The sequence below is a fragment of the Elioraea sp. genome (genome assembly GCF_051860475.1).
Taxonomy (GTDB): Bacteria; Pseudomonadota; Alphaproteobacteria; order Acetobacterales; family Acetobacteraceae; genus Elioraea.
In genome coordinates this window covers 1-21519 of the sequence record NZ_JBHYDW010000077.1, presented here as the reverse complement: position 1 = coordinate 21519, position 21519 = coordinate 1, and the positions used below count along the sequence as shown (strand labels likewise).

The window sequence follows — 21519 nt, the reverse complement described above, 5'->3', positions numbered from 1 at the left end:
GACCTGGTGGCCCGGAGAGGTGCCGCGCGCGTATGCTGCGCATCGTCTTCCCGACAAGGCGGACTTCAAGCCGCATGCCCGTGCCATTGCCGACGAGATCCTGTGGTGGGGCAGTCATGATCTGAAGCGGCAGTTCGGGACGAAAGTGAACTATCGGCAGGTCGTGGCGGAGACCGCCCGCAGTATCGGCGTTGACAAGCAGGATCGTGGCCCGGACCAGCCTGCATGGCGTGTCGAGGGCGCCATTCTGCGCAAAGTACTGAAGGACTGGGAGAAACTCGCGCCGGAAAAACGAGTGACAGTCATCGAGGAGCTCGGTGGCGCCGTCGAGCCGCTCCGGGGCGCGCTGGTCGCCATGCCGGGCGTTGGCGTAACGGGCGCGCAGCTCCTGGGATTGATCGCCGCCAGAGGGTTGCCGTTTGCCGTCGGCGGTGCGGTTCTCGCACCGGTCGTGACGGCGTTGTCCAGTCTCTGGATTGTCTACGAGCTTGCCGGGCCGGGATATCGCGTTCTGCGCCCCGTGGTCGCGACCATCGCGTTGACGCGCCGCCGGCTGCGCGACGAACGCGCCGCAACAGCCTTCCGGGATTGAGGTCATCCATGAGCATCATTTCGATCACGGCGGAGGCTGGTCGCGACATCTGCAGCCGCATCGCATCCGGCGAGCTCGAAGTGGCCGGCATCCAGGTTCGTGAGGCCGGAAGCAAGCAGATTCGCTACATTCTGCGCGGGTTGGAGAATCTGCCGGCCGACCGCACTGTTCTCGATGGCTTTCCCCCATTGGCGCCGCTGCTTCAGGCGATCGGCATCACGCAGCTTCTCGGTGTCGTTGCGGTCGCACAGAATGCGGCGACCGCGCTCAGCTTACGGCGGATTGAGCGCGATCTTGCCGAGATCAAGCGGAGCGTTGACGGCACGGTTGAGATGTTGAGGCGCTTCCTGCCGAAGGTGGATCTTATCACTGAGGGCATGCGCAGTTCACCCCTCAATCGCCTCGAAAGCTCCGTCACAGCAGCGGTGACCGCGCACCGGCATGGCGAGCGCAGCGCGCTGATCGGGGCGATGGAAGGGGCCGATTGGGCGGCGCGCGAGATTCGGAGCCAAGCCCAACACCTCGTCGACGTAGTAGACCACTGTGGTCTGCCGTGGGCGTTGACGGTCCCAGCCGAACTCGCAAACCTCATCGCGAGCGCCTCGCGCGCGACGTACACGGCCTCGTCGCTGCATCTCGCCCTCAATCAGCGAGACGCAGCCGAGAAGATGTTGCGGGGGACCGTTGGCACCATCGAGAGGATGCGCAGCCAGCTTCATTCCGTGCTGACCGACCCCGAGCTCATGCTCCGTCGGCTTGCCAACGATCGAGGCAACGACGGGGAGATCATCGCGGCGGGCAAGGCGCTCCGCGATGCGCTGCACATCTGCCGCGGCCGGGAGATGATGATCCGGCAAGGCTTGATCAGCTCCGATCCCGAACGCGTCGCGTTCGAGAGGGTTGAGCCAGTCCAGGACGTCGGGTTCGTCGAGATCAGGCCAGTTCCCGACGCGTTGGAGTCGCGCGCGTCGTGAACGCCCGCCATCCCTTCGAGCCGCCTTCCTTGTCGATCGGACCGGAGCGTGCCGGTTGCCGCAACATATGCGCGCGGCTCCGTGGAGAAGCACGCACGACAGGATCTGACGGACGCGGGGCCGAAACTCGGCTCGGGGAATGGCGGGAGCGCCCGTTTCTCGCCGCCCTGACCGGTGACGGAAGCGCTTTGCGCGAGCGGAAGGGAGACAGCGGACATGGTCCTGAACGTCAGCCAGTGGATCGGCGAGGAGAGCGAACGGCTTCGGCTTCTCCTGGTCGAGCTCGTGGAGGCGGCGATCTCGGTAACGGTCACCGCGATCGGGCTCATGGCCTTCGGCGTCCTCCTCGCGGCGATCGGACCGGCAGTGCTGGTGCTGCTGGCCGGCGCGCCTCTCTGGGCGGTGGTGATGGTTCTCTTCGCGCTATAGCCAAGAGCTCTTGGGCGGCTCGGGCAGGCAGGGCATCCTGCGGCTTGGTCGTTTCGAGCCGCCCATGCCCTCCAACACCGTCCATCCCGACGCCGCTTCCCTGCTCGCCTGGTACGACCGGCACCGGCGCGCGCTGCCCTGGCGCGCGCGGCCCGGCGAGCCGGCGGACCCGTATGCGGTCTGGCTGTCGGAGGTGATGCTCCAGCAGACCACGGTGGCAGCGGTGGGGCCTCGGTTCGGGGCGTTCCTGGCGCGGTTCCCGACGGTCGAGGCGCTGGCGGCCGCGCCCTGGGAGCAGGTCGCGCAGGAGTGGGCCGGACTCGGCTACTACGCGCGGGCGCGCAACCTGCACGCGGCGGCGAAGGTGGTGGCCGAGCGCGGCGGGTTTCCGTGCGACGAGGCTGGACTCGCGACGCTGCCAGGGGTCGGCGCGTACACGGCGGCGGCGGTGGCGGCGATCGCGTTCGGCCGTCCGGCGGTGCCGGTGGACGGCAATGTCGAGCGGGTGATGGCGAGGGTGTTCGCGGTGGAGGCGCCGCTGCCGGGGGCGAAGGGGCGGCTCGCGGCGCTCGCGCGCGAGGTGGGGGCGCAGGCGCCGGCGAGCGCGCGTCCGGGGGATTTCGCGCAGGCGTTGTTCGATCTCGGGGCGACGGTGTGCACGCCGCGTCGGCCGGCCTGTGCGCTCTGTCCGTGGCGGAGGGCGTGCGCGGGCTTGGCGTCGGGGCTGGCGGAGTCGTTGCCGCGGAAGGTTCCGAAGCCCGAGCGGCCGCAGCGGTTCGGGGTGGCGTTCTGGCTGGAGGACGAGGGCGGGCGGGTGTTGTTGCGGCGGCGTCCGGCGCGGGGGTTGTTGGGGGGGATGCTGGAGTTGCCAGGCACGCCGTGGCGTGGGGAGGTGTGGGGCGAGGCGGAGGCGCAGCGTCATGCGCCGGCGCGGGCCGAGTGGGTATCGGCTGGGGAGGTGCGGCATGTGTTCACGCATTTCGCGTTGGCGCTGCGCGTGGTGGCCGGGCGGGTGTCGGCGTTGCCGGCGGGAGGCGAGGTGGTGGGGCGCGGGGAGGTGTTGTCGGCAGGGTTGCCGGGGGTGATGGCGAAGGCGGCGCGGGTGGGGCTCAGCGTCTTGGCGGCGTAGGGGTCGGTTTCAGGCGGGGTGCGGATGGAGGCGCGGGAGCGCGGCGTGGACAGGAGTGTAGCCGGCGTCTGCGTCAGGACGTGGCGCAGGTGGTGCAGGGGGTGTGGGGGACGAGCGTCGTCCCCCACTGGTTTTTTCGGGCGCGCGGCGCTCCGGGACTGTCGAAAATTCCGTGCGTTGGGCCCTAGGCTGGAGTTGAAGGAGCGATCGTATGCCGCGCCGAAAGGCTCGTCGCCTGACAGGCGACGGGCGTCTGACGCCCGGCCTTCAGCCGCCCAAACGACGATCGCAGAACGCCGCGTCGTCGTACGCGCGTCGCTCTACGCCCATCAGGCCATGTCGCAGGGGTGTCCCGAGGAGGGACCGGATGCGCTGCCCGCGCCCGTACCCGCGTGCGGTGTCAGCGTCCCTGGAAGTTCGGCTTGCGCTTCTCCATGAAGGCGCGCCGCCCTTCCTTGTAGTCGTCCGAGGCGAAGCAGCCGGCGACCAGCGCATCGACCTTGGCCATGTCGCGCGCGTCGGCGTCCCTCTGCGTCTCGTTCAGGATCTGCTTCGCCGCCGACACCGTCAGCGGCGCGTTCTCGCAGATCGTGCGCGCGTAGTCCGCCACCGTCGTCTCGACCTGATCCTTCGGCACCACCCGGTTGACCAGGCCCATGATGCGCGCCTCCTCGGCGTCGAACAGCCGGGCGGTGAACAGGATCTCCTTGGCGAAGGCGGGCCCGACGATGTCGGCAAGGCGCTTCATGCCCGTGAAGCCGTAGCCGAGGCCGAGCTTGGCGGCCGGGATGGCGAAGCGGCTGTCCTCGCCGCAGATGCGCAGGTCGCAGCACACCGCGAGGGCAGCACCACCGCCGACGCAGTAGCCCTTGATCTGCGCGAGGGTCGGCTTGGGCAGCGCGTAGAGCAGGTCGTAGACGCGCGCGGTCTGGTCGTTGTAGCGCTTCACGTCCTCCATCGAGTTGCGCTCGCTCTCGAACTTGGAGATGTCCGCGCCCGACACGAACGCCTTGTCGCCCGCGCCGGTGACGACGATCACGCGCACCGACGGGTCGTCGCGGAAGTCGGTCAGGATCGTTTCCGCCCCCTCCCACATCTCCATCGAGACGGCGTTGCGCCGCTCGGGGTTGTTGAAGGTCATGGTGCCGATGCCGTCCGCCTTGTGGGCGAGCATCTTGTCGGTCTTGAGCAGCACTCCGTCGGGCATGGCGCGGGTCCTTCAGACGATCTGGCGGGAACGGAACTCGGCGATCTCGGCGGGCGTATACCCCGCCTCGGCGAGCACCTCGTCGGTGTGCTGGCCGGCCTCGGGCGGCGGGGCGGCGAGCGAGGAGGGGGTGCGCGAGAGCACGATCGGCTGGGCAACCAGCTCCATCCTCCCGCGCACGGGGCTGTCGACGGCCGCCGACATCTTCAGGTGCTGCACCTGCGGATCGGCGAACATCTGGTCGATCGAATAGATCGGCCCCGTCGGCACGCCGGCCTTGTTGAGCAGCGTCACCCAGTCGGCCGAGGATTTCGTCCTGGTCAGCTCGGCGATCTCGGCGTTCAGCGCGTCGCGGTTCTTCGACCGGTCGGCCGCCTTGGCGTAGTGCGGGTCGGTGAGCCAGTCCTCGCGCCCCATGGTCCGCGCAAAACGCTCCCAGATCGGGCCGCCGGCGACCGCGATGTTGATGTGCCCGTCCGAGGTCGGGAACACACCGGTGGGGATCGAGGTCGGGTGGTTGTTGCCGGCCTGCTTCGGCACCTCCTTGTCGACCAGCCAGCGCGCGGCCTGGAAGTCGAGCATGAAGATCTGCGCCTGGAGCAGGCTGGTCTGCACCCACTGGCCCTCACCCGACTTCTCGCGCTCGATCAGTGCCAGCAGGACGCCCTGGGCGGCGAAGATGCCGGCGCAGAGATCGGCCACGGGAATGCCGACGCGCACCGGGCCCTGGCCGGGCAGGCCGGTGATCGACATGAGCCCGCCCATGCCCTGGGCGATCTGATCGAAGCCGGGGCGGCTCACGTAGGGCCCGTCCTGGCCGAAGCCCGAGATCGAGGCGAGGATGATGCGCGGGTTCACCGCCTTCAGCGTCTCGTAGTCGATGCCGAGGCGCGACTTCACGTCGGGCCGGAAGTTCTCCACCACCACGTCGGCCTTGCTGACCAGACGACGGAAGATCTCGATCCCCTCGGGCGCCTTCAGGTTCAGCGTCAGGCTGCGCTTGTTGCGGTGCAGGTTCTGGAAGTCGGGCCCGTGGCGCGGCCCGCCCAGCCCCTCGCCGCTCTCGAGCGAGGGCGGCATCTCGACCTTGATGACATCCGCCCCCCAGTCGGCGAGCTGGCGCACGCAGGTCGGGCCCGCGCGCACGCGGGTGAGGTCGAGCACGCGCAGCCCGGCGAGCGTGTACGAGGCGGCAGGAGTCGGCATGCGACGACGGTCCCCGGCGTTGCGATCGATGGTATGTGCTTACCATCGGCCCGAATTGCTGTAAACTGTCAACAGTTTGAGTTTTGCCGGCGACGCTGGCAGAGGACACTCCATGCTCGATACGCTGCCGCTCGATATCGTGCGCACCCAGTCGCTCACATCGCTCGTGCAGCGCGAAGTGGAGCGGCTGATCCTGACCGGCGAGCTCACGCCCGGCGAACGGATCAACGAGCAGCACCTGGCCGCGCGGCTGCGGGTCAGCCGTGGACCGGTGCGCGAGGCGCTGCGCGGGCTCGAGAAGACACGACTGGTCGAGGCGCGCGTGAACCGTGGCGTCTATGTGCGCGAGATCAGCGTCGAGCAGGCGCTCGAGATCTCCGAGATGCGCGGGCTGCTCACAGGCTATGTCTGCGCCCGGCTCGCCGCCGCCTCGACCGCCGAGCAGCGCGCGCAGCTCGCCCAACTGATCGAGGACATGGATGCCGCGATCGAGGCCGGCGATGCGCAGGCCTATTACCAGCACAACCTCGCCTTCCACGACGCGCTGATGGACTACGCCGGCAATGCGCGCGCCAAGGAGATGTACGACGCGCTGGTGAAGGAGAGCCACCTGACGCGGCGCAAGTCGTTGTTCAGCGCGCGTGCGATGGCCGAGAGCAATGCCGAGCACAGGGTGATCCTGGACGCGATCCGCAAGGGCGACCCGTCGGGCGCGCGCGCGGCCGGCGAGGTGCACATCGTCGGCGGCAAGCGGCGTTTCCTCGACGCGATCGGGGTCGTCGAGGCGGCGATCTGATCAGGCGGCGCGGCGCGCGAGCGTCGCGGCCAGCTCCAGCGCTCGGCGCATCGCCCCTGGATCGGCGATACCCTTGCCGGCGATGTCGAACGCGGTGCCGTGCGCCGGCGTGGTGAACACCACGTTCAGCCCCGCCGTCACCGTGACACCCTGGTTGAAGCCGAGCAGCTTGGTCGCGATCTGGCCCTGGTCGTGATACATCGACACCACGCCGTCGAACGCCCCGTCGCGCGCGCGGATGAAGATCACGTCCGCCGGGATGGGGCCGGTGCAGTCAAGGCCGTTCGCGCGGATCGTCGCCAGCGTCGGGGTGATCATCTCGATCTCGTCGCGGCCGAACAGCCCGTTCTCGCCGGCATGCGGATTGAGCGCGGCGACGCCGAGGCGCGGCCGGCGGCCGAGCATGCGGGTGAGCGTGGCGTCGGCGAGCTCGACCGCGGCCGTGATGCGCTCGGGCGTGATCATCCCCAGCGCCTCGCGCAGCGACACATGCGAGGTGACGCGGAAGGTCGAGAAGGCCGGGATCACGTTCATCTCGCCGAAGAAGCCCCGGTGGCGCGTCAGCGCGGCGAACATCTGGTGCTCGTCGTGATAGGCGAACCCGCCGTCGTGCAGCGCCTTCTTGTTGAGCGGCGCGAAGCACACCGCATCGAGCCGCCCGGCGATCGCCTCGTCGATCATGCGGCTGAGCGTCTCGCCGACGATCCGGCCCGATTCCGGGTTCACCGCGCCGCGGCCGAGTGCGGCCGGATCGGCGTTGGCGAGGTCGATCAGCGGGATCGTCTGGTCGCTGTCGTCGATCGCGTCGAGGCCGTTGCAGAGCCGGACCGGCAGCGTCGCCCCGGCCTCGCGCTCGCCGAGCGCGAGCACACGCCGGTCCGCGAACAGCACCACGCGCGCGTCCGGTATCGGCCCGGCCGCCAGCGCCTTCACCGCCACCTCGGGGCCGATCCCCGTCGCGTCGCCCAGCATCAACCCGATCCGAGCCGCCATCGCGCCCTCCCGTTGCCGCTGCCAGGGAAGCGGAGGCGGCCTTCAAGGTCAATCGTCGACTGTTGACACCCGTCCCGCGCCGGTCGAAGGCTGCGGGCAACGGAGGAGACCACGATGCCCGACGACGTCCGTCCGCCGCGCCCCGACCCCGCCGCGCCCGCGCCGCTGATCCCCTGGGGCAAGGACCTGCTGCCGGGCTTCGCGCGACGGCGCATCGTCGTCGGCGGCGTGGGCATCAACGTCGCGACCGCGGGCGCAGGCCCGCCGCTGCTGCTGATCCACGGCAATCCGCTGACGCTGGTCTCCTGGCACAAGATCGCGCCCTCGCTCGCGCAGGGCTTCACCGTGGTCGCGACCGATCTGCGCGGCTACGGCGACAGCGACAAGCCCGAGGGCGGGGGCGATCACAGCGGCTACTCGTTCCGCGCCATGGCCGAGGACAATCTCGCGGTGATGCGCGAACTCGGCTTCGACCGGTTCGCGGTCGCCGGCCATGACCGCGGCGCGCGCGTCGGCTTCCGCATGGCCCTCGACCACCCCGATGTCGTGACGCGCCTGGCCGCCCTCGACATCGTGCCGACACACCACGTGCTGACCAACGTCTCGCTCGGCTGGGCGCTGGAGAGCTACCACTGGGTCTTCATGGCGCAGAAGGCGCCGTTTCCGGAGACGCTGCTGTGCGCCGATTTGCCCTACTACATCAGCTACAAGCTGAACAAGAAGGGCGTGGGGCTCGAGATCTTCTCGGAAGAGGCGATGGCCGAGTACGTGCGCTGCACCACGCCCGCGCAGATCCACGCGGTGTGCGAGGACTACCGTGCCACCGTGTCGGTCGATTTCGCGATGGACTCGGACGATTTCGGCAGGAAGACGATCGCCTGCCCGGTGCTGGTGCTGTGGGGCTCGAACAGCCATTGCGGCCGCCACTTCAAGGTGCTGGACGCGTGGCGGCCCTGGGCGCCGGACCTGCGCGGCTGGGCGATCCCGACCGGGCACTACCCGGCCGAGCACCGCCCCGACCTGGTCTACGACCCGTTCTGGCGCTTCTTCGCCGGCGGCGAGCCGGCGCCGTTCGCGGGGTGAGGCGGATACGCGCTACGGCAAGCCTCGCGCGATCCCACCGTCCACGTTCACGGTCTGGCCGGTGACGTAGCCCGCGCGCGGGCTTGCGAGCCACACCACCATCGCCGCGACCTCCTCCGGGTCGCCGAAGCGACCGAGCGGGATCTCGTGCGCGAACTCGGCGATGATCGCCTCGCGCGTCACCTCGCGCTCGGCAGCGAGCCGGTCTGCGCGCTCGGTCCAGAGCCGGGTCAGCGTCCGCCCCGGCGCGACCGCGTTCACCCGGATGCCGTCGCCGGCGAACTCGCCCGCGAGCGTCTTCACCAGCGCGAGCAGCCCGGCCTTGTGCACGTTCGAGACCACCTGGCCGGGATAGGGCATGCGCGCCGAAGCGGCGCCGAGAATCACGATCGCCGGGTCGCGGCCTGCCCGCAGCAGCGGCAGCGAGGCGCGCACCAGGCGCACGGCCGAGAGGACGTTGAAGCTGTAGTTGCCGAGCCAGTCCTCGTCGGTCAGCGCCTCGAAGGTGGAACGGATCGAGCCGCCGACGCAGTCGATCACGGCATCGAGTCCGCCGAGGGACTCGCGTGCAACCGCGACCAGGCGCTCCGCCTCGCCTCCTTGCGTGATGTCGGCCGAGGCGGTCGCGGGGCGCGTGCCCGTCGCGCGGGCGATCCGATCCGCCGCCGCCTCGATTCCCGTCTGCCCGCGCGCGGCGATCAGCAGGCGGGCGCCCTCCCCGGCGAGCAGCTGCGCGGTCGCCGCGCCGATGCCGGCCGAGGCGCCCACCACCAGCACGCGCCGGCCGTCATATCGGAGATCCATGCACCTTCCTCGCGATCCATCCGTAGATGCGGAACATCACCATCACCGTCGCGGCGATCAGGGCGATGCGCACGATCTGGAACGCCGTCACCACCGTCGCGTCGAGCCGCATGATCTTCGCGGTCAGCACCATCTCGGTGATGCCCGCGGGCGCGAGCGACAGGAACGACACGGCGAAGGGCAGTCCGGTCGCCGCCGACAGCACCGCCCCCCCGGCCGCCGAGGCGACGATCAGCAGCGCGGCGACCACCGTGCCGGCGAACACCACACGCGGCAGCCGCGCGAGGCTCTCTCGCCTGAACCGCGTCCCCAGCGCGATGCCGATCGCGAGCTGGGCGAGCACGAGCGCGGTCCACGGCACCGCGGCCTTGAACGGATCGATCGCGGCGAACACGGCGGTGCCGAGCATCGGCCCGACCAGCCATGGATTGGGGAAGCCGAGCGGCTTCAGCGCATAGGCGCAGCCGACCGCGAGCGCGAGCACTGGGAACAGCGCCAGCGGATGCGCGCCGACGGGCGGGGTGTCGTCAACCTCGCCGCCGCTGCCGAAGGCGACCACCAGGATCGGCACCACCAGCACGATCCCGGCGACGCGGATCGCATGCACGGTGGCGACCGCGTCGGCATCGCCGCCATGCCGACGCGCGACCAGCGCCATGTCGGCCATGCCGGCCGCGGCCGTCGCGAAGAAGGCGGTGCGCGGATCGACCCGGCCCAGCGGGCGGAGCAGGAACGCCGCCGCCGTGGTGGTCGCGATGACGCCGACCGTCGCCACCGCGATCGCCGGCGTCAGTTCGGCGACCCTCGTCAGCACCGCGGGCGTCATCCGCAGCCCGATCGCCACCCCGACCACCGCTTGGCCGAGTTCGCGGCCCATCGGCACCGGGGCGAGCCGCCAGCCGGCGAGGCTCGCCGCGGCGGTCACGACCAACGGTCCGATCATCCACGCGAGCGGGACGCGGAGCCGCCAGGCGATCGCCCCGCCGACCAGGCCGAGCGCGAGCGCGAGCGCGATCGGCACCAGGTCGGCGGTCGGCGCGCCGGCAGGCCAGGCCGGACGGGCGGGTGGGGTGGCGTCGCTCATGCCGGGCAGAGGAGGCAGGGAGGCGGCATCGGGCCTGCAAGGTTCCTCTCGGGCGGCGAAGTGTCAACCGTTGACAGGCGTGCGGCGGTTCCCTGTCTTCTGCGCCGCGGGGGATGAGGGAGCGCGGCCGAATCGCCAACCGTTGACGGTTGACACTTTGACCCCGTAGAGAATTGGCGCAAGCATGACGCCAATGCCGCGCGCCTCGCCGCGGCCCACGGGAGGACCTCATCGATGACGTCGGGAAAGCCCACGATCTCGCGCCGCGCCACGCTCGGCCTCGCCGCCGGGGCGGCGCTGACCGCCCCGCTGCCGCTCCGCGCCCAGACATTCCCCGACCGGCCGATCACCATCCTCGTGCCGTTCGCCACGGGTGGCTACAACGACCGCTACGCGCGCGCGATGGCGCCGTTCCTCTCCAGGCAGCTCGGCCAACCGGTTACGGTTGTGAACCGTCCCGGCGGCGGCACGATGCTCGGCAACATGTTCTATCTCCAGCAGCCGGATGACGGCTACATGGTGATGGTGCACTCGGCCGCGCCATTCATTCCGCAGACCATCCTGCTGCAGAACGCGCAGTACAAGGCCGAGGATTTCTGGATGATCAACCTGCCCTCGCGCGACGCCACGCTCGCCGCGACGGCCTCGAGCAAGCCGATCAACGCGATCGACGACGTGGTCGCCGCGCTCAAGCGCGACCCGCGCAGCCTCACGCTCGGCGTGCAACCCGCCTCGGCCGACTTCGTCAACCTTGCCCTGTTCCTCGCCGGACACGGCATCGACCGCAGCCGCGCGCGCATTGTCACCTACGCCGATGGCGGCGGCCCGGCGCGCACCGCGACCGTGGGCGGTCATGTCGATGTCGGCTTCGTCGGCGGCGAGGGCTTCCTGCCGCTGCGCGAGCGGATCAAGCCGCTGATGGTGTTCTCCGACCAGAAGGATCCTGATTTCTTTCCCGAGGCGGCACTCTGGGCGGACCACGCCAAGGCGAACACCATCGCCCCGGAGTTCGTCGAAGGCTCGCAGCGCGGCTTCGTGGTGCTGCGCCGCCTCGTCGAGCGTCAGCCGGAGCGCTACAAGGTGCTCGAGGCGGCGATCGAGCGCGCGACCAAGGCTCCGGAATGCGTTGCGACTTTGAGGGGCCAGCAGCTGGCCACGACGTGGTACGGGCCCGAGGCGTCGAACCGCGCCTATCTCAATGCCTTCAGCACCATGCAGAAATACGTCGACCTGCTGAAGCAGGCCTGACGCGCGGGCGGGGCCGGACGGCCCCGCCGCCACCGCGGGGGGAACGGTCGGATGCAGCCATCGGCTGAGCGGCGGATCGCCTGGGGCCATCTCGCCCTGGTCACCGCGCTCGCTGCCGTCGCACTCGCCTATCTGATCGACGCGCGCAAGGTCTCGCTCCATCCGCACAACCTGCTGTTCCTTCAGCCCACCGCGATCCTGGTGCTGGTGCTGTGGGCGATCATCGCGCTCGCCTGCCTGCGCGGCGACCGGAGCGGCGAGGCGCCGGCGCAGACCTGGTCTGAGCGGGCGAAGGTGCTGGCGCTGGTCGGCACCTTCGGGCTGTTCATCCTCGGCGTCGAGCGGATCGGCTACGACATCGCCGCCTGGGCGTTCGTGACGGTCGTCATCGCGATCGGCGGCGAGCGCCGGCCGCTGATGCTCGCCCTGTTCCCCGCGGTGTTCGTGGCGGCGGTGGTCCTCGCCTTCAAGGCGATGATCCCCTACCCGCTGCTCACCGTGATCCTGTGAGCGCGCGATGATCGACCTTCCGGCGGCGGGCTCGGCGGTCGCGCTGCTGGCAGGCTCGCTGGACGCCTGGATCTGGGTGATCCCCGGACTGCTGATCGGCCTCGTGTTCGGCGCGCTGCCAGGGGTGTCGGTGTCGATGGCGATGGCGCTGGTGCTGCCCGCCACGCTCTACATGGACTTCCTGCCGGCGATCATCTTCCTGACCTCGGTCTATACCGGCGCGGGGTTCGGCGGCTCGGTGCCGGCCGTGCTGATGGGGATCCCGGGCACCTCCTCGGCCGTTGCCACCACCTTCGACGGCTACCCGATGGCGCGCGCGGGGAGGCACAATGAGGCGCTGGGCGTGGCGCTGGTCGCCTCCTGCCTCGGCGTGCTCGCGAGCTATGCGGTGCTGTTCGTGCTGGTGCAGCCGCTCGCCGAGCTGGTGCTGATGATCGGCCCCTACGAGATGTTCGCGATCGCGGTCTGGGGCATGGTGCTGCTCGGCTCGCTCGGCGGCGCCTCGATCAGCCGCGGCCTGTTCGCCTCGGCGCTGGGCGTGCTCATCGGCACGGTCGGCATGAACACCGCCGGCTACCTGCGCGGAACCATGGGCGTGCCCTGGCTGCTCGACGGCGTGCCGACCATTCCGGCGATGGTGGGGCTGCTCGCGGCGAGCCAGCTGTTCGGGCTCGTCAACACCACCTTCCTGGTCGAGTCCGAGCAGGACCGGCAGATCAGCCTGCGCCGCATCCTCCAGGGCGGCGCGCTCGCGCTGCGCCACCCGGGCGTGCTGGTGCGCGGCGCCTCGATCGGCGCGATGGTCGGCGCGATCCCCGGCGTCGGCTCCTCGATCGCCAATCTGCTCTCCTATGCCGAGACGCGGCGGACCTCGAAGGACTCCAGCACCTTCGGCCAGGGCAACCCGAAGGGCGTGATCGCCTCCGAGAGCGCCAACTCCAGCTCCGAGGGCGGGGCAATGGCGACCATGCTGGCGCTCGGCATCCCCGGCGGCGGCGCGACCGCGATCCTGCTCGCCGCCTTCGCCATGCACAACGTGGTCGGGGGCCCGCGCTTCATCGACCAGAACCGCGACATCGTCTACGCGATCATCCTGTCCAACTTCGCCCAGGCGGTGCTGCTGGTGTTCGTCGGCACGGCCTTCGTGTTCGCATCCTCGACGATCGTGCGCCTGCCGCTGCGCATCCTGATCCCCTGCGTGCTGGTGGTTGCGACCCTGGGCGCCTTCGCGATCGAGGGCTCGCATGCCGGGCCGATCACGCTCTACGCCTTTGCCGTGCTGGGCTGGCTCCTGTCGCGCTTCGGCTACCCGGTCGCCGCAGTGGTGGTGGGCGTGCTGCTCGGAAGGCTGATCGAGACCGAACTGCTGCGCGCCTACCAGATGGCGGGCGGGGACTGGCGCGAGGTGCTGAACCACCCCGCGGCGCTGGTGATCTTCGCGCTGATGATCCTCTCGCTCGGCGTCTCGATGTGGAAGGACCGGCGCCGGCGCCTTGGCGACGCGGTCTCGGCCTGACGCGGACGCCGCCCGGGAATTGTCGACAGGACTGTTGCAATTCGCTTGCCGACGCGCGCGCGCCGACCGATCATGGGATCTGGACCGCAGGACCCCCACCGCCGCGATGCCGGGCTTTTCCCATATGCGGACCAACGCAGGCCCGCCTCTCTATGCCGCGCTCGATCTCGGCACCAACAACTGCCGCCTGCTGGTCGCCACTCCGCTCACGCGCGGCTTCCGCGTGATCGACAGCTTCTCGCGCATGGTGCGGCTGGGCGAGGGGCTCGCGACGACCGGGCAGCTCTGCGAGTCGGCAATGGAGCGCGCGCTCGACGCGATCGCCGTGTGCGCCGAACGGCTGGCACGCCGGCCCGCCCGGCGGGTCCGCGCGGTCGCGACCGAGGCTTGCCGGAAGGCGTCCAACGGCGAGGGGTTCCTGGCTCGGGTGCGCGAGGCGACGGGGATCGACTTCGAGGTGATCGGCCCGCGTGAGGAGGCCGAACTCGCGGTGGAATCCTGCGCCTCGCTGCTGGCCGGGCCCGAGCACCGCGCGCTGCTGTTCGACATCGGCGGCGGCTCGACCGAGCTCGCCTGGCTGCGCGCGCGCCGCCGCGACGAGCCGCCCTCCGAGGTGATCGGCTATGCCTCGGTGCCGCTCGGCGTGGTGACGCTGGCCGAGCGCTGGGGCGAGCGCGCCTTCACCTGCGAGGGATTCGCCGCGATGGTGGACGACGCCGTCGCCGCGTTCCGGCCGTTCGACGAGATCCACCGCATCGGCGACGAGATCCGCCGCGGCGGGGTGCGCCTCGTCGGCACTTCCGGCACGGTGACGACGCTGGCCGGCGTCGCCCTCGGCCTGCCGCGCTACGCGCGCGCGCTGATCGACGGCCACACGCTCACGGGCACCGAGGCGGATGACGCGCTCGCCTCGCTCTGCGCGATGGGCCGGCCGGGGCTGCTCGAACACCCGTGTGTGGGGCCCGGGCGGGTCGAGTTCGTGCTGCCGGGCTGCGCGGTGTTCGCCGCGATCCGGCGACTGTGGCCGGCCGCGCGGGTGACCGTGGCCGATCGCGGCCTGCGCGAGGGCATGCTGATCCGGCTGATCCGCACGGACCGCGATCGGCCGAACGGCCGGCCGTATCGTCCGCGCCACCTCCCGGCCGATCGCCCGCCGGCGGCATGAGCCGCGGCGGCGGGCGCGGCCTGACGGTCAAGGTTCGCGGGGCGCGGCGCAAGGACCCGTCCTCGGTCCGCTGGCTGACCCGCCAGTTGAACGACCCCTATGTGCGCGCGGCCCAGGCGGCGGGGTACCGGTCGCGCGCCGCGTTCAAGCTGATCGGGCTCGACGACCGGTTCCAGTTGCTGCGCAAGGGCGCGCGCGTGCTGGACCTCGGCGCGGCGCCCGGGGGCTGGACCCAGGTGGCGGTGCAGCGCGCCGGACCGGGTGTGGTGGCGGTGGACCTCCTGCCGATCGAGCCGATCGTGGGGGCAACCGTGCTGCGGGGCGACCTGACCGATCCGGCGGTGGCGGAGGCGGCGGTCGCGGCGCTCGGCGGCAAGGCGGATATCGTGCTGTCGGACATGGCGCCGAACACGACGGGCCATCCCGCGACCGATCACCTGCGCATCATGGCGCTGGCCGAGGTGGCGATGGATGTGGCGGTGCAGGTGCTCGCGCCCGGCGGCGGGTTCGTCTGCAAGGTGTTCCAGGGCGGCTCCGAGCGGGAGATGCTCGCCGCGCTCAAGCAACGCTTCGCGAGCGTGCGGCATGCAAAGCCGCCGGCCAGTCGCAAGGAGAGCGCGGAGACCTACGTGGTGGCCCAGGGTTTCCGGTAGGCTGGGGGGACCACGGTGGTCCCCCCAGACCCCCCTCCGCAAGGTCGTCGTTCCCGGGGGGTCCGGGGGGCCTTGCGGCCGCCCGGTCATGGTTTCTGTTGGAGTGCCGGAATGAACGGTGATGTGGACGAAGGCGACGCCATCCTCGCCGAGGTCCGGACCCGGATCGATGCGCTGGACGATGCGCTGGTTGATCTGTTGGCGCAGCGCTTCGCGGCGGTGGCGCAGGCTGCGCGGCTCAAGCAGCCTTACGGCATCCCGCCGCTGACGCCGCGACGCTTCGCCGCCGTGCTCACCCGCGTCACGGGGCGCGCGCACGAGCGCGGGCTCGATTCCGAGGCCGCGCGGCGCATCTGGGAGGCGATCCACGACGAGGCGCTGCGCCTGGAGGCGCGGGTCATGGGGGGGACCGGCTGACGCTGGTGGGGGCCGGTGCCTCTGCCAGCGCCTTCGCCGCGAGCGCCAGTGCCGCCGTCACCGCCGCGCGCCCCTCGACCGAGAGCGGCGCCTGGGGCGGCAGCGGATCGCCGACCGCGAAGCCCTGGAGCTGCAGCGCGCCCTTGATGCAGGCCGCAAGCGAATGGGCGGCAAACAGTTCGTTCACGCGCCACAGCGCGCGTTGCAGGCTCATCGCCGCATCCCACTGCCCCGACCGGCAGAGCTCGTAAAGGCGCACGCTCTCGCGGGGGATCGCGCAGGCCGGACCGGCCATCCATCCCGCACCGCCGATCATCATCACCGCGGCCGGGATGTGCGCCGAGGCGGCGAACACGCCGAGCCGGCCTTCGGTGCGGTTCAGGATCGAGAGCAGCCGACCCGTGTTGGTGGACGCGTCCTTGATCAGGCCGATGCGAGGATGTCGCGAGAGCATCTCGATCGCCGCGAGCGACAGGTCCGACCGTTGGAAGGTCGGGTTGGTGTAGAGCACGACCGGCAGGTCGGTCGCGTCGGCGATCGCGGTGAAGTACGCGACCACGCCCGCCTCCGGGATCGGGAAGTAGGCCTCCAGGATCGCGAGAATGCCGTCCACGCCCACCCCGGCGAATGCGCGCGCCTGGCGCACGGCCTCGGCCGTGGTGGTGGCAGCAACGCCGGCGACCACGGGCACGCGGCGGCCGGTCTGATCCACGACGATCTCGACGATGCGGCGGCGCTGCGCCCAGTCGAGATACGCGAACTCGCCGGTCGAGCCGAGCGGAGTCAGGCCGTGGACGCCCGCCTCGATCAGGTGGTCGACCAGGCGACGGAGTTCGGCCTCCAGCACGGCGCCGTCCGGGCCGATGGGGGACACGAGGTAGGGAAAGACGCCGGCGAATCCGCTCATGAGCCGAGCATACGGGCAGCCGAACGGTGCCTCCATCCGGGATCCGCCCGCATGCTGACGCGCCGGCTGCCGGTCCGGCCGCCCCACCAGCCCCGCGCGCAACACCGTCCGCACAAAGGTCAAGGCGTTGTGCGGAGGGGATTACAGCGCCCAGCGCGGGCGCGGCGCTACCGCGAGGTCGGCGCCCGGATCGCCGGCGTGCCGACGCTCGATCGCCGCCCAGGCCACCATCACCGCGTTGTCGGTGCAGAGGGCGGGCGGCGGAACCGCCAGCCGGAACCCCTCGGCCTCCGCGGTCGCCCGCAACGCCTCCCGCACGACGCCGTTTGCCGCCACGCCCCCGGACACCACCAGCACGTGGCACCCGGCCGCCGCCCGCATCGCCCGCCGCGCGCGATCCGCGAGCGTCCAGGCCACGCGCGCCTGGAACCCTGCCGCAAGATCGGCCGCGTCGCGCTCCGGCAGCGCCCCGGCGGGATAGCTCGCGACGATCGTCGCCACCGCGGTCTTCAGCCCCGAGAACGAGAAGTCGAACCCCGCGCGCCCCAGCATCGGCCGCGGCAGCGCGAACCGATCCGGATCACCCGCGGCAGCCAGACGCTCAAGCGCCGGCCCGCCCGGCCAGCCGAGGCCGAGCATCTTCGCCACCTTGTCGAACGCCTCGCCCGGCGCGTCGTCCAGCGTCCGCCCGAGCAGCGCATGCGCCCCGGGCCCGCGCGTCTCGACCAGCAGGCAGTGCCCGCCCGACACCAGCAGCGTGAGATATGGAAACGTCGGCGCCTCACCCGCCAGCCCCGGCAGTCGCGCCGACAGCGCATGAGCCTCCAGGTGGTTCACGGCGTAGAACGGCAGCCTGCGGGCGAGCGCAAACCCCTTGCCGAGATTGGCGCCGACGATCAGCCCGCCGATCAGCCCCGGACCCGCCGTCGCCGCCACCGCCGAGGGCGACACGGCCGCCTCGGCCAGCACCGCCTCGATCATGGCGGGCAGGCGCGCAAGATGCGCCCGCGCGGCGATCTCCGGCACTACCCCGGCATAGGCCGCGTGCTCCTCGGTCTGGCTCCAGAGCCGCTCGGCCAGCACGCGGCCCGCGCCATCGAGCACCGCGGCTGCGGTCTCGTCGCACGAGGTCTCGATCCCCAGCACCGCACCGTGACCCTGGGATGACATCCGCCCGCTTCCCACCATGTCGGCCGCGTTGTAGGGACGCGCGCCATGTCACGCCACCCAGCCGGCGAGAGCGACGCCGGCCGCCGCCACGCCACGCCACGCCACGACCGCCGCCCGCTGCCGCTGCGCGTCGGCACACGCGCAAGCCCGCTCGCGCTGATGCAGACACGGCTGTTCATGGCGCGGCTGACCGGGTTCTGCCCCGTGCTGCGCCAGGCGGAGGCGTTCGAGGAGCACGCGATCGCCACCACCGGCGACCGGATCCAGGACCGCCGCCTCGCCGAGGTCGGCGGCAAGGGGCTGTTCGCCAAGGAGATCCACGAGGCGCTGCTGGACGGGCGGGTCGATTTCGCCGTGCACAGCCTGAAGGATCTCGAGACCGAACTTCCCCCCGGCATCGTGCTCGCCTGCTGCATGGCCCGGGAGGACGCCCGTGACGCCCTCATCCTCGCCTCGCATTGCGGCCCGGCCGATCCGTCCGACCCGCTGGCCGCGATCCCGCCGGGCGGGGTGGTCGGCACCTCTTCGGTGCGGCGTGCCGCGCAATTGCTGCATCGCCGGCCCGACCTCTCCATCACGCTGATCCGCGGCAATGTGCAGACGCGGCTGAACAAGGTGAAGTCAGGCGCGATGGACGCGACCATGCTGGCGCTCGCCGGGCTGCGCCGGCTCGGGCTGGCGCACGAGGCGGCCGCCATCCTCGACCCCGAGATGATGGTGCCCGCGGCCGGCCAGGGCATCGTCGGCATCACCGTGCGCGCCGAGGACACCGAGCTGCATGACCTCCTCTCCGGCATCGAGGATCCGGACGCCGCGGCCGTCAGCCGGGCGGAGCGCGCGCTGCTCGCCGCCCTCGACGGCTCCTGCCGCACCCCCATCGGCGGCCACGCCGAAATCCGCGCCGACGGCACGCTGCGTCTGGTCGGCCTGGTCGCGACCGAGGACGGCACGTTCCTGCTGAAGCGCGCGGTCGTCGGCCGGCCAGAGGATGCGGCCAGGCTCGGGCACGAGCTCGGGCGCGAACTGCGCCGCGACTCGCCAGCCTCGATCTTCGCGGCGTAGCGGGCGGGACGCACCGGCCGTCCGTGCAGCCCACTGGACGGGACCGTACCGATCTGGGCTACCCTGCCGTTCGTAGCCGGATCGATCACGCAGCCGGTCTGATCACCGAGACTTGCCCGCCACCCCCGGTGATCGTTCACGGGAGGTCCAGCCGATGGCGCCGGCAACGCTGACACTCAGGGCGATCACCGCCCGGCCCGTCATTCTCAGGCTGAGACGCCCGGTGGTCGCGCGCATCGCCACCATCACCGACTGGCCGCTCATCCTGATCGACCTGCACACCGAGGAGGGCGTCGTCGGCCGGGCCTATCTCGAACCCTATACGGTGCGGACGATGCGCTATCTCGTGCCCGCGCTGCACGACCTCGGCGCGGCGCTCGCCGGTCAGCGCCTCGCCCCGGTCGACCTGTTCGGCTTGGCGCGCAAGTCGCTCCATTTCGTCGGCTATCAGGGCATGTCGCTGATCGCCGTCTCCGGCCTCGACATGGCCGCGTGGGACGCGCTGGCGAAGGCGGCAGGGGTTCCGCTCTGCGTGCTGCTCGGCGGCTCGGTCGGGCCGGTGCGGGCCTACAACAGCGGCGGGCTGTGGCTGAACGACCCGGAGGCGCTGGGCGAGGAGGCGATCGCACTCCGCGACGAGGGCGGCTTCGCGGGGCTGAAGCTGCGGCTCGGGCGTGCCCGCGCGCGCGACGACCTCGCCGCCCTGGACGCGGTGCGGAACGCCGTCGGCGACGACATCGCCCTGATGGTGGACTTCAACCAGGGCCTGGACCTCGCCGAAGCCATGGACCGCTGCCGTGCGCTCGACGACCGTGGGCTTGCGTGGATCGAGGAGCCGCTCGTGTATGACGACCTCGACGGGCATGCGCGGCTCGCGACCGACCTCCGAACACCGATCCAGATCGGCGAGAACTTCTACGGCCCGCGGGATCTGCACCGGGCCTTGCGGCTCGGCGCCTGCGACTTGGTGATGCCCGACTTCATGCGGATCGGCGGGGTCACGGGCTGGCTGCGCGCCGCGGCGATCGCCGGGGTGGGCGGCGTGCCGATGTCCACGCACCTGTATCCGGAGGTGGCCGCGCACGTGATGCGCGTGACCGAGACCGCGCATTGGCTCGAATGGCAGGACTGGGCCGACCCGATTCTCGAACGTCCCTACGAGGTACGGGGCGGCCTGCTGGAGATCCCCGATCGCCCCGGCCTCGGACTGGAGTGGAACGAGGCCGCGGTCGCGGCCCATCTGGCCGATCTCTGACCGGCGCCCGGGTTCCGGATCGCCTGCACGCGGTCGCGGCCTGGCGGGCGGCTCAGCGCTGCTGGCCGGCGCGGTTCTCGAACACGACGAACCACGCCGGCATCTCCGGCGCCTCGGGCGGCGCGCGCTGGTACAGCCGCCCGGCCGGGTCGGCCGGCAGCAGGCTCATCCGCACGGCATCGCCGAGATTTCCGCCCACGGCCTCGACCACCCCCTCCCGCCTGCCGACGACGATGTCGCAGTGCATCGGCACCGGGCTGCGGCCCTCCCGGGAGCGGTCTGCCGGGCCGGCGTAGCGCCCCCGCGCCTCGGCCCGCGTCGCACAGAGGAGATCGCCCGGCGCGGGGGCGTAGGCGCCGGGCGGCCAGGGCACGAATGCCGCTGTCTCCGGCCAGCGCGCGGCGCGGTCGAGCAGGTGGTCCACCACCATCCAGTGCGCCGGTGCGGCCGGCACATCGACCGGATCGTAGCCGGCGGCGCGCAGCGCGAAGGAGAGGAAGGCGGCACTCCAGGGCACCTCCGCCCAGAGGGCAGGGGCGCGCGCGGGATCGGTCGCCGCGAGGCGGTACCCGCTGCGGTTGCGCGCAACCGTCGGTTCGGCCCCTGGCACTGCGGACCAGTATGCGACCAGAGCCGGGAAGGCCTCGATCATGTCCTCGGTGCGGCCCGTACCGGCCGGCGCGCCGGAGACCGAGCCGGTGTGGTCGGTGAACTGCCGACCCCACTCCTCCCATTCGGCGAGGGCCACGCGCACCAGCCGATCGCGCGCGGTGGCAGGATACGGGACGGGCGGCTCCTCCGCTGGGACGAGCGCGGCGCAGGCCGAGAGCAGCGCGCCGAGAAGCGGTGCGAGAAGGAGACGCTTCGCGCGTTTGTGGATTGGCAGACGGGCCGATCGGCGCGAAGTTGCGACATCGATACCGCCAGCCAGGGGAACCGCCATCATGCACCGCATGCTCCTCGCCGCCACCGCGCTCGTCGCCGCCTGCACCCAGGTGCCAGGCACCCCGCCGGCGCAGGGAATCGGCTTCCTGCCGCCCTCGGTCAGCGCGGAGATGGGCATCTCGTTCGGCTCCAACCCGGTCTATACGGCGGTCTACTCGGCCTCGTCCTACTATGCCGATGCGCCAGGCCGGCTGGGCGGCAACCCCGCGCTCGCCGCCCAGGTCGCGGCCCAGTACGAATACGCAGCGTCGGAGCTCAAGGAGATCCGGTTCCACGGCCTGTCCCCGACTACGACGATGCAGATGGACTGGGGCCGGGAGGAGCTGCGCGACGTGCTGGGGGTGCGCCGCGATGCCCCGCCCCGCCCGGTGGAC

Annotated in this window: 23 protein-coding genes; 15 read left to right on the top strand and 8 right to left on the bottom strand. The window is 71.4% G+C overall.

From position 1 onward, the window contains the following. From ACTIFU_RS14115 to ACTIFU_RS14100, 4 genes are all read left to right on the top strand, one after another. Positions 1-592, top strand: a 592-nt coding sequence (locus ACTIFU_RS14115; protein WP_439578954.1) for a hypothetical protein, incomplete at its 5' end; no start/stop codon positions are given. 8 nt (positions 593-600) lie between these two features. Next, on the top strand, positions 601-1566 hold the full coding sequence (locus ACTIFU_RS14110; protein WP_439578953.1) for a hypothetical protein: 966 nt from the start codon (positions 601-603) through the stop codon (positions 1564-1566). A 216-nt stretch (positions 1567-1782) separates the two neighbouring features. Further along, positions 1783-1995 carry a hypothetical protein gene (locus ACTIFU_RS14105; RefSeq protein ID WP_439578952.1) on the top strand — a complete coding sequence of 71 codons (213 nt, stop codon included), beginning with the start codon at positions 1783-1785 and terminating at the stop codon, positions 1993-1995. A gap of 64 nt (positions 1996-2059) precedes the next feature. Beyond that, positions 2060-3124, top strand: coding sequence for an A/G-specific adenine glycosylase (locus tag ACTIFU_RS14100; RefSeq protein WP_439578951.1), 1065 nt, complete (start codon positions 2060-2062; stop codon positions 3122-3124). 400 nt (positions 3125-3524) lie between these two features. Here ACTIFU_RS14100 and ACTIFU_RS14095 read toward each other — a convergent pair whose 3' ends face one another. Then, complete coding sequence (locus ACTIFU_RS14095; RefSeq protein ID WP_439578950.1) at positions 3525-4331, bottom strand: enoyl-CoA hydratase; 807 nt, start codon at positions 4329-4331, stop codon at positions 3525-3527. Between the two features lie 12 nt (positions 4332-4343). Next, positions 4344-5537, bottom strand: coding sequence for a CaiB/BaiF CoA transferase family protein (locus tag ACTIFU_RS14090; protein ID WP_439578949.1), 1194 nt, complete (start codon positions 5535-5537; stop codon positions 4344-4346). Between the two features lie 112 nt (positions 5538-5649). On the opposite strand from ACTIFU_RS14090, the gene ACTIFU_RS14085 reads away from it, so the two are divergent. After that, positions 5650-6333 (top strand): FCD domain-containing protein, encoded by a 684-nt coding sequence (locus ACTIFU_RS14085; protein ID WP_439578948.1) that lies wholly within the window; start codon positions 5650-5652, stop codon positions 6331-6333. On the opposite strand, the gene ACTIFU_RS14080 is transcribed toward ACTIFU_RS14085, so the two are convergent. Further along, positions 6334-7326 carry a PdxA family dehydrogenase gene (locus ACTIFU_RS14080; protein ID WP_439578947.1) on the bottom strand — a complete coding sequence of 331 codons (993 nt, stop codon included), beginning with the start codon at positions 7324-7326 and terminating at the stop codon, positions 6334-6336. 114 nt (positions 7327-7440) lie between these two features. On the opposite strand from ACTIFU_RS14080, the gene ACTIFU_RS14075 reads away from it, so the two are divergent. Then, positions 7441-8409, top strand: coding sequence for an alpha/beta fold hydrolase (locus tag ACTIFU_RS14075; RefSeq protein WP_439578946.1), 969 nt, complete (start codon positions 7441-7443; stop codon positions 8407-8409). Between the two features lie 12 nt (positions 8410-8421). Here the strand turns inward: ACTIFU_RS14075 and ACTIFU_RS14070 are convergent, their stop codons facing one another. Next, on the bottom strand, positions 8422-9213 hold the full coding sequence (locus tag ACTIFU_RS14070; RefSeq protein WP_439578945.1) for an SDR family oxidoreductase: 792 nt from the start codon (positions 9211-9213) through the stop codon (positions 8422-8424). Further along, complete coding sequence (locus ACTIFU_RS14065; protein WP_439578944.1) at positions 9197-10297, bottom strand: AbrB family transcriptional regulator; 1101 nt, start codon at positions 10295-10297, stop codon at positions 9197-9199. The genes ACTIFU_RS14070 and ACTIFU_RS14065 overlap by 17 nt, the downstream gene beginning before the upstream one ends. Before the next feature lie 234 nt (positions 10298-10531). On the opposite strand from ACTIFU_RS14065, the gene ACTIFU_RS14060 reads away from it, so the two are divergent. From ACTIFU_RS14060 to ACTIFU_RS14035, 6 genes are all read left to right on the top strand, one after another. Then, on the top strand, positions 10532-11545 hold the full coding sequence (locus ACTIFU_RS14060) for a tripartite tricarboxylate transporter substrate binding protein (protein WP_439578943.1): 1014 nt from the start codon (positions 10532-10534) through the stop codon (positions 11543-11545). Positions 11546-11596: 51 nt separating this feature from the next. Continuing rightward, a complete protein-coding gene (locus ACTIFU_RS14055) occupies positions 11597-12055 on the top strand; it encodes a tripartite tricarboxylate transporter TctB family protein (RefSeq protein ID WP_439578942.1) in 459 nt (152 codons plus the stop codon). 7 nt (positions 12056-12062) lie between these two features. Beyond that, positions 12063-13571 carry a tripartite tricarboxylate transporter permease gene (locus ACTIFU_RS14050; protein ID WP_439578941.1) on the top strand — a complete coding sequence of 503 codons (1509 nt, stop codon included), beginning with the start codon at positions 12063-12065 and terminating at the stop codon, positions 13569-13571. 124 nt (positions 13572-13695) lie between these two features. Further along, positions 13696-14736, top strand: coding sequence for a Ppx/GppA phosphatase family protein (locus ACTIFU_RS14045; RefSeq protein WP_439578940.1), 1041 nt, complete (start codon positions 13696-13698; stop codon positions 14734-14736). Beyond that, a complete protein-coding gene (locus tag ACTIFU_RS14040; protein WP_439578939.1) occupies positions 14733-15389 on the top strand; it encodes an RlmE family RNA methyltransferase in 657 nt (218 codons plus the stop codon). Before ACTIFU_RS14045 ends, ACTIFU_RS14040 begins: the two co-directional genes overlap by 4 nt. A gap of 111 nt (positions 15390-15500) precedes the next feature. Then, positions 15501-15806: a chorismate mutase gene (locus ACTIFU_RS14035; protein WP_439578938.1), complete on the top strand. Its 306-nt coding sequence runs from the start codon at positions 15501-15503 to the stop codon at positions 15804-15806. Here ACTIFU_RS14035 and ACTIFU_RS14030 read toward each other — a convergent pair. Both ACTIFU_RS14030 and tsaD read right to left on the bottom strand, forming a co-directional pair. Then, positions 15787-16713, bottom strand: a complete 927-nt coding sequence (locus tag ACTIFU_RS14030; protein ID WP_439578937.1) for a dihydrodipicolinate synthase family protein — start codon at positions 16711-16713, stop codon at positions 15787-15789. The genes ACTIFU_RS14035 and ACTIFU_RS14030 overlap by 20 nt on opposite strands. A gap of 141 nt (positions 16714-16854) precedes the next feature. Then, entirely contained in the window at positions 16855-17883 is a 1029-nt protein-coding gene (tsaD, locus tag ACTIFU_RS14025; protein ID WP_439578936.1) for a tRNA (adenosine(37)-N6)-threonylcarbamoyltransferase complex transferase subunit TsaD, read from the bottom strand. A gap of 45 nt (positions 17884-17928) precedes the next feature. On the opposite strand from tsaD, the gene hemC reads away from it, so the two are divergent. Both hemC and ACTIFU_RS14015 read left to right on the top strand, forming a co-directional pair. Continuing rightward, positions 17929-18945 carry a hydroxymethylbilane synthase gene (gene hemC / locus ACTIFU_RS14020; RefSeq protein WP_439578935.1) on the top strand — a complete coding sequence of 339 codons (1017 nt, stop codon included), beginning with the start codon at positions 17929-17931 and terminating at the stop codon, positions 18943-18945. Between the two features lie 154 nt (positions 18946-19099). Then, a complete protein-coding gene (locus ACTIFU_RS14015; RefSeq protein WP_439578934.1) occupies positions 19100-20200 on the top strand; it encodes an enolase C-terminal domain-like protein in 1101 nt (366 codons plus the stop codon). Positions 20201-20252: 52 nt separating this feature from the next. Here ACTIFU_RS14015 and ACTIFU_RS14010 read toward each other — a convergent pair whose 3' ends face one another. Then, entirely contained in the window at positions 20253-21146 is an 894-nt protein-coding gene (locus ACTIFU_RS14010; protein ID WP_439578933.1) for a DUF2272 domain-containing protein, read from the bottom strand. On the opposite strand from ACTIFU_RS14010, the gene ACTIFU_RS14005 reads away from it, so the two are divergent. Further along, positions 21145-21519, top strand: a 375-nt coding sequence (locus ACTIFU_RS14005) for a hypothetical protein (protein WP_439578932.1), incomplete at its 3' end; no start/stop codon positions are given. The two genes, ACTIFU_RS14010 and ACTIFU_RS14005, sit on opposite strands and share 2 nt — an antisense overlap.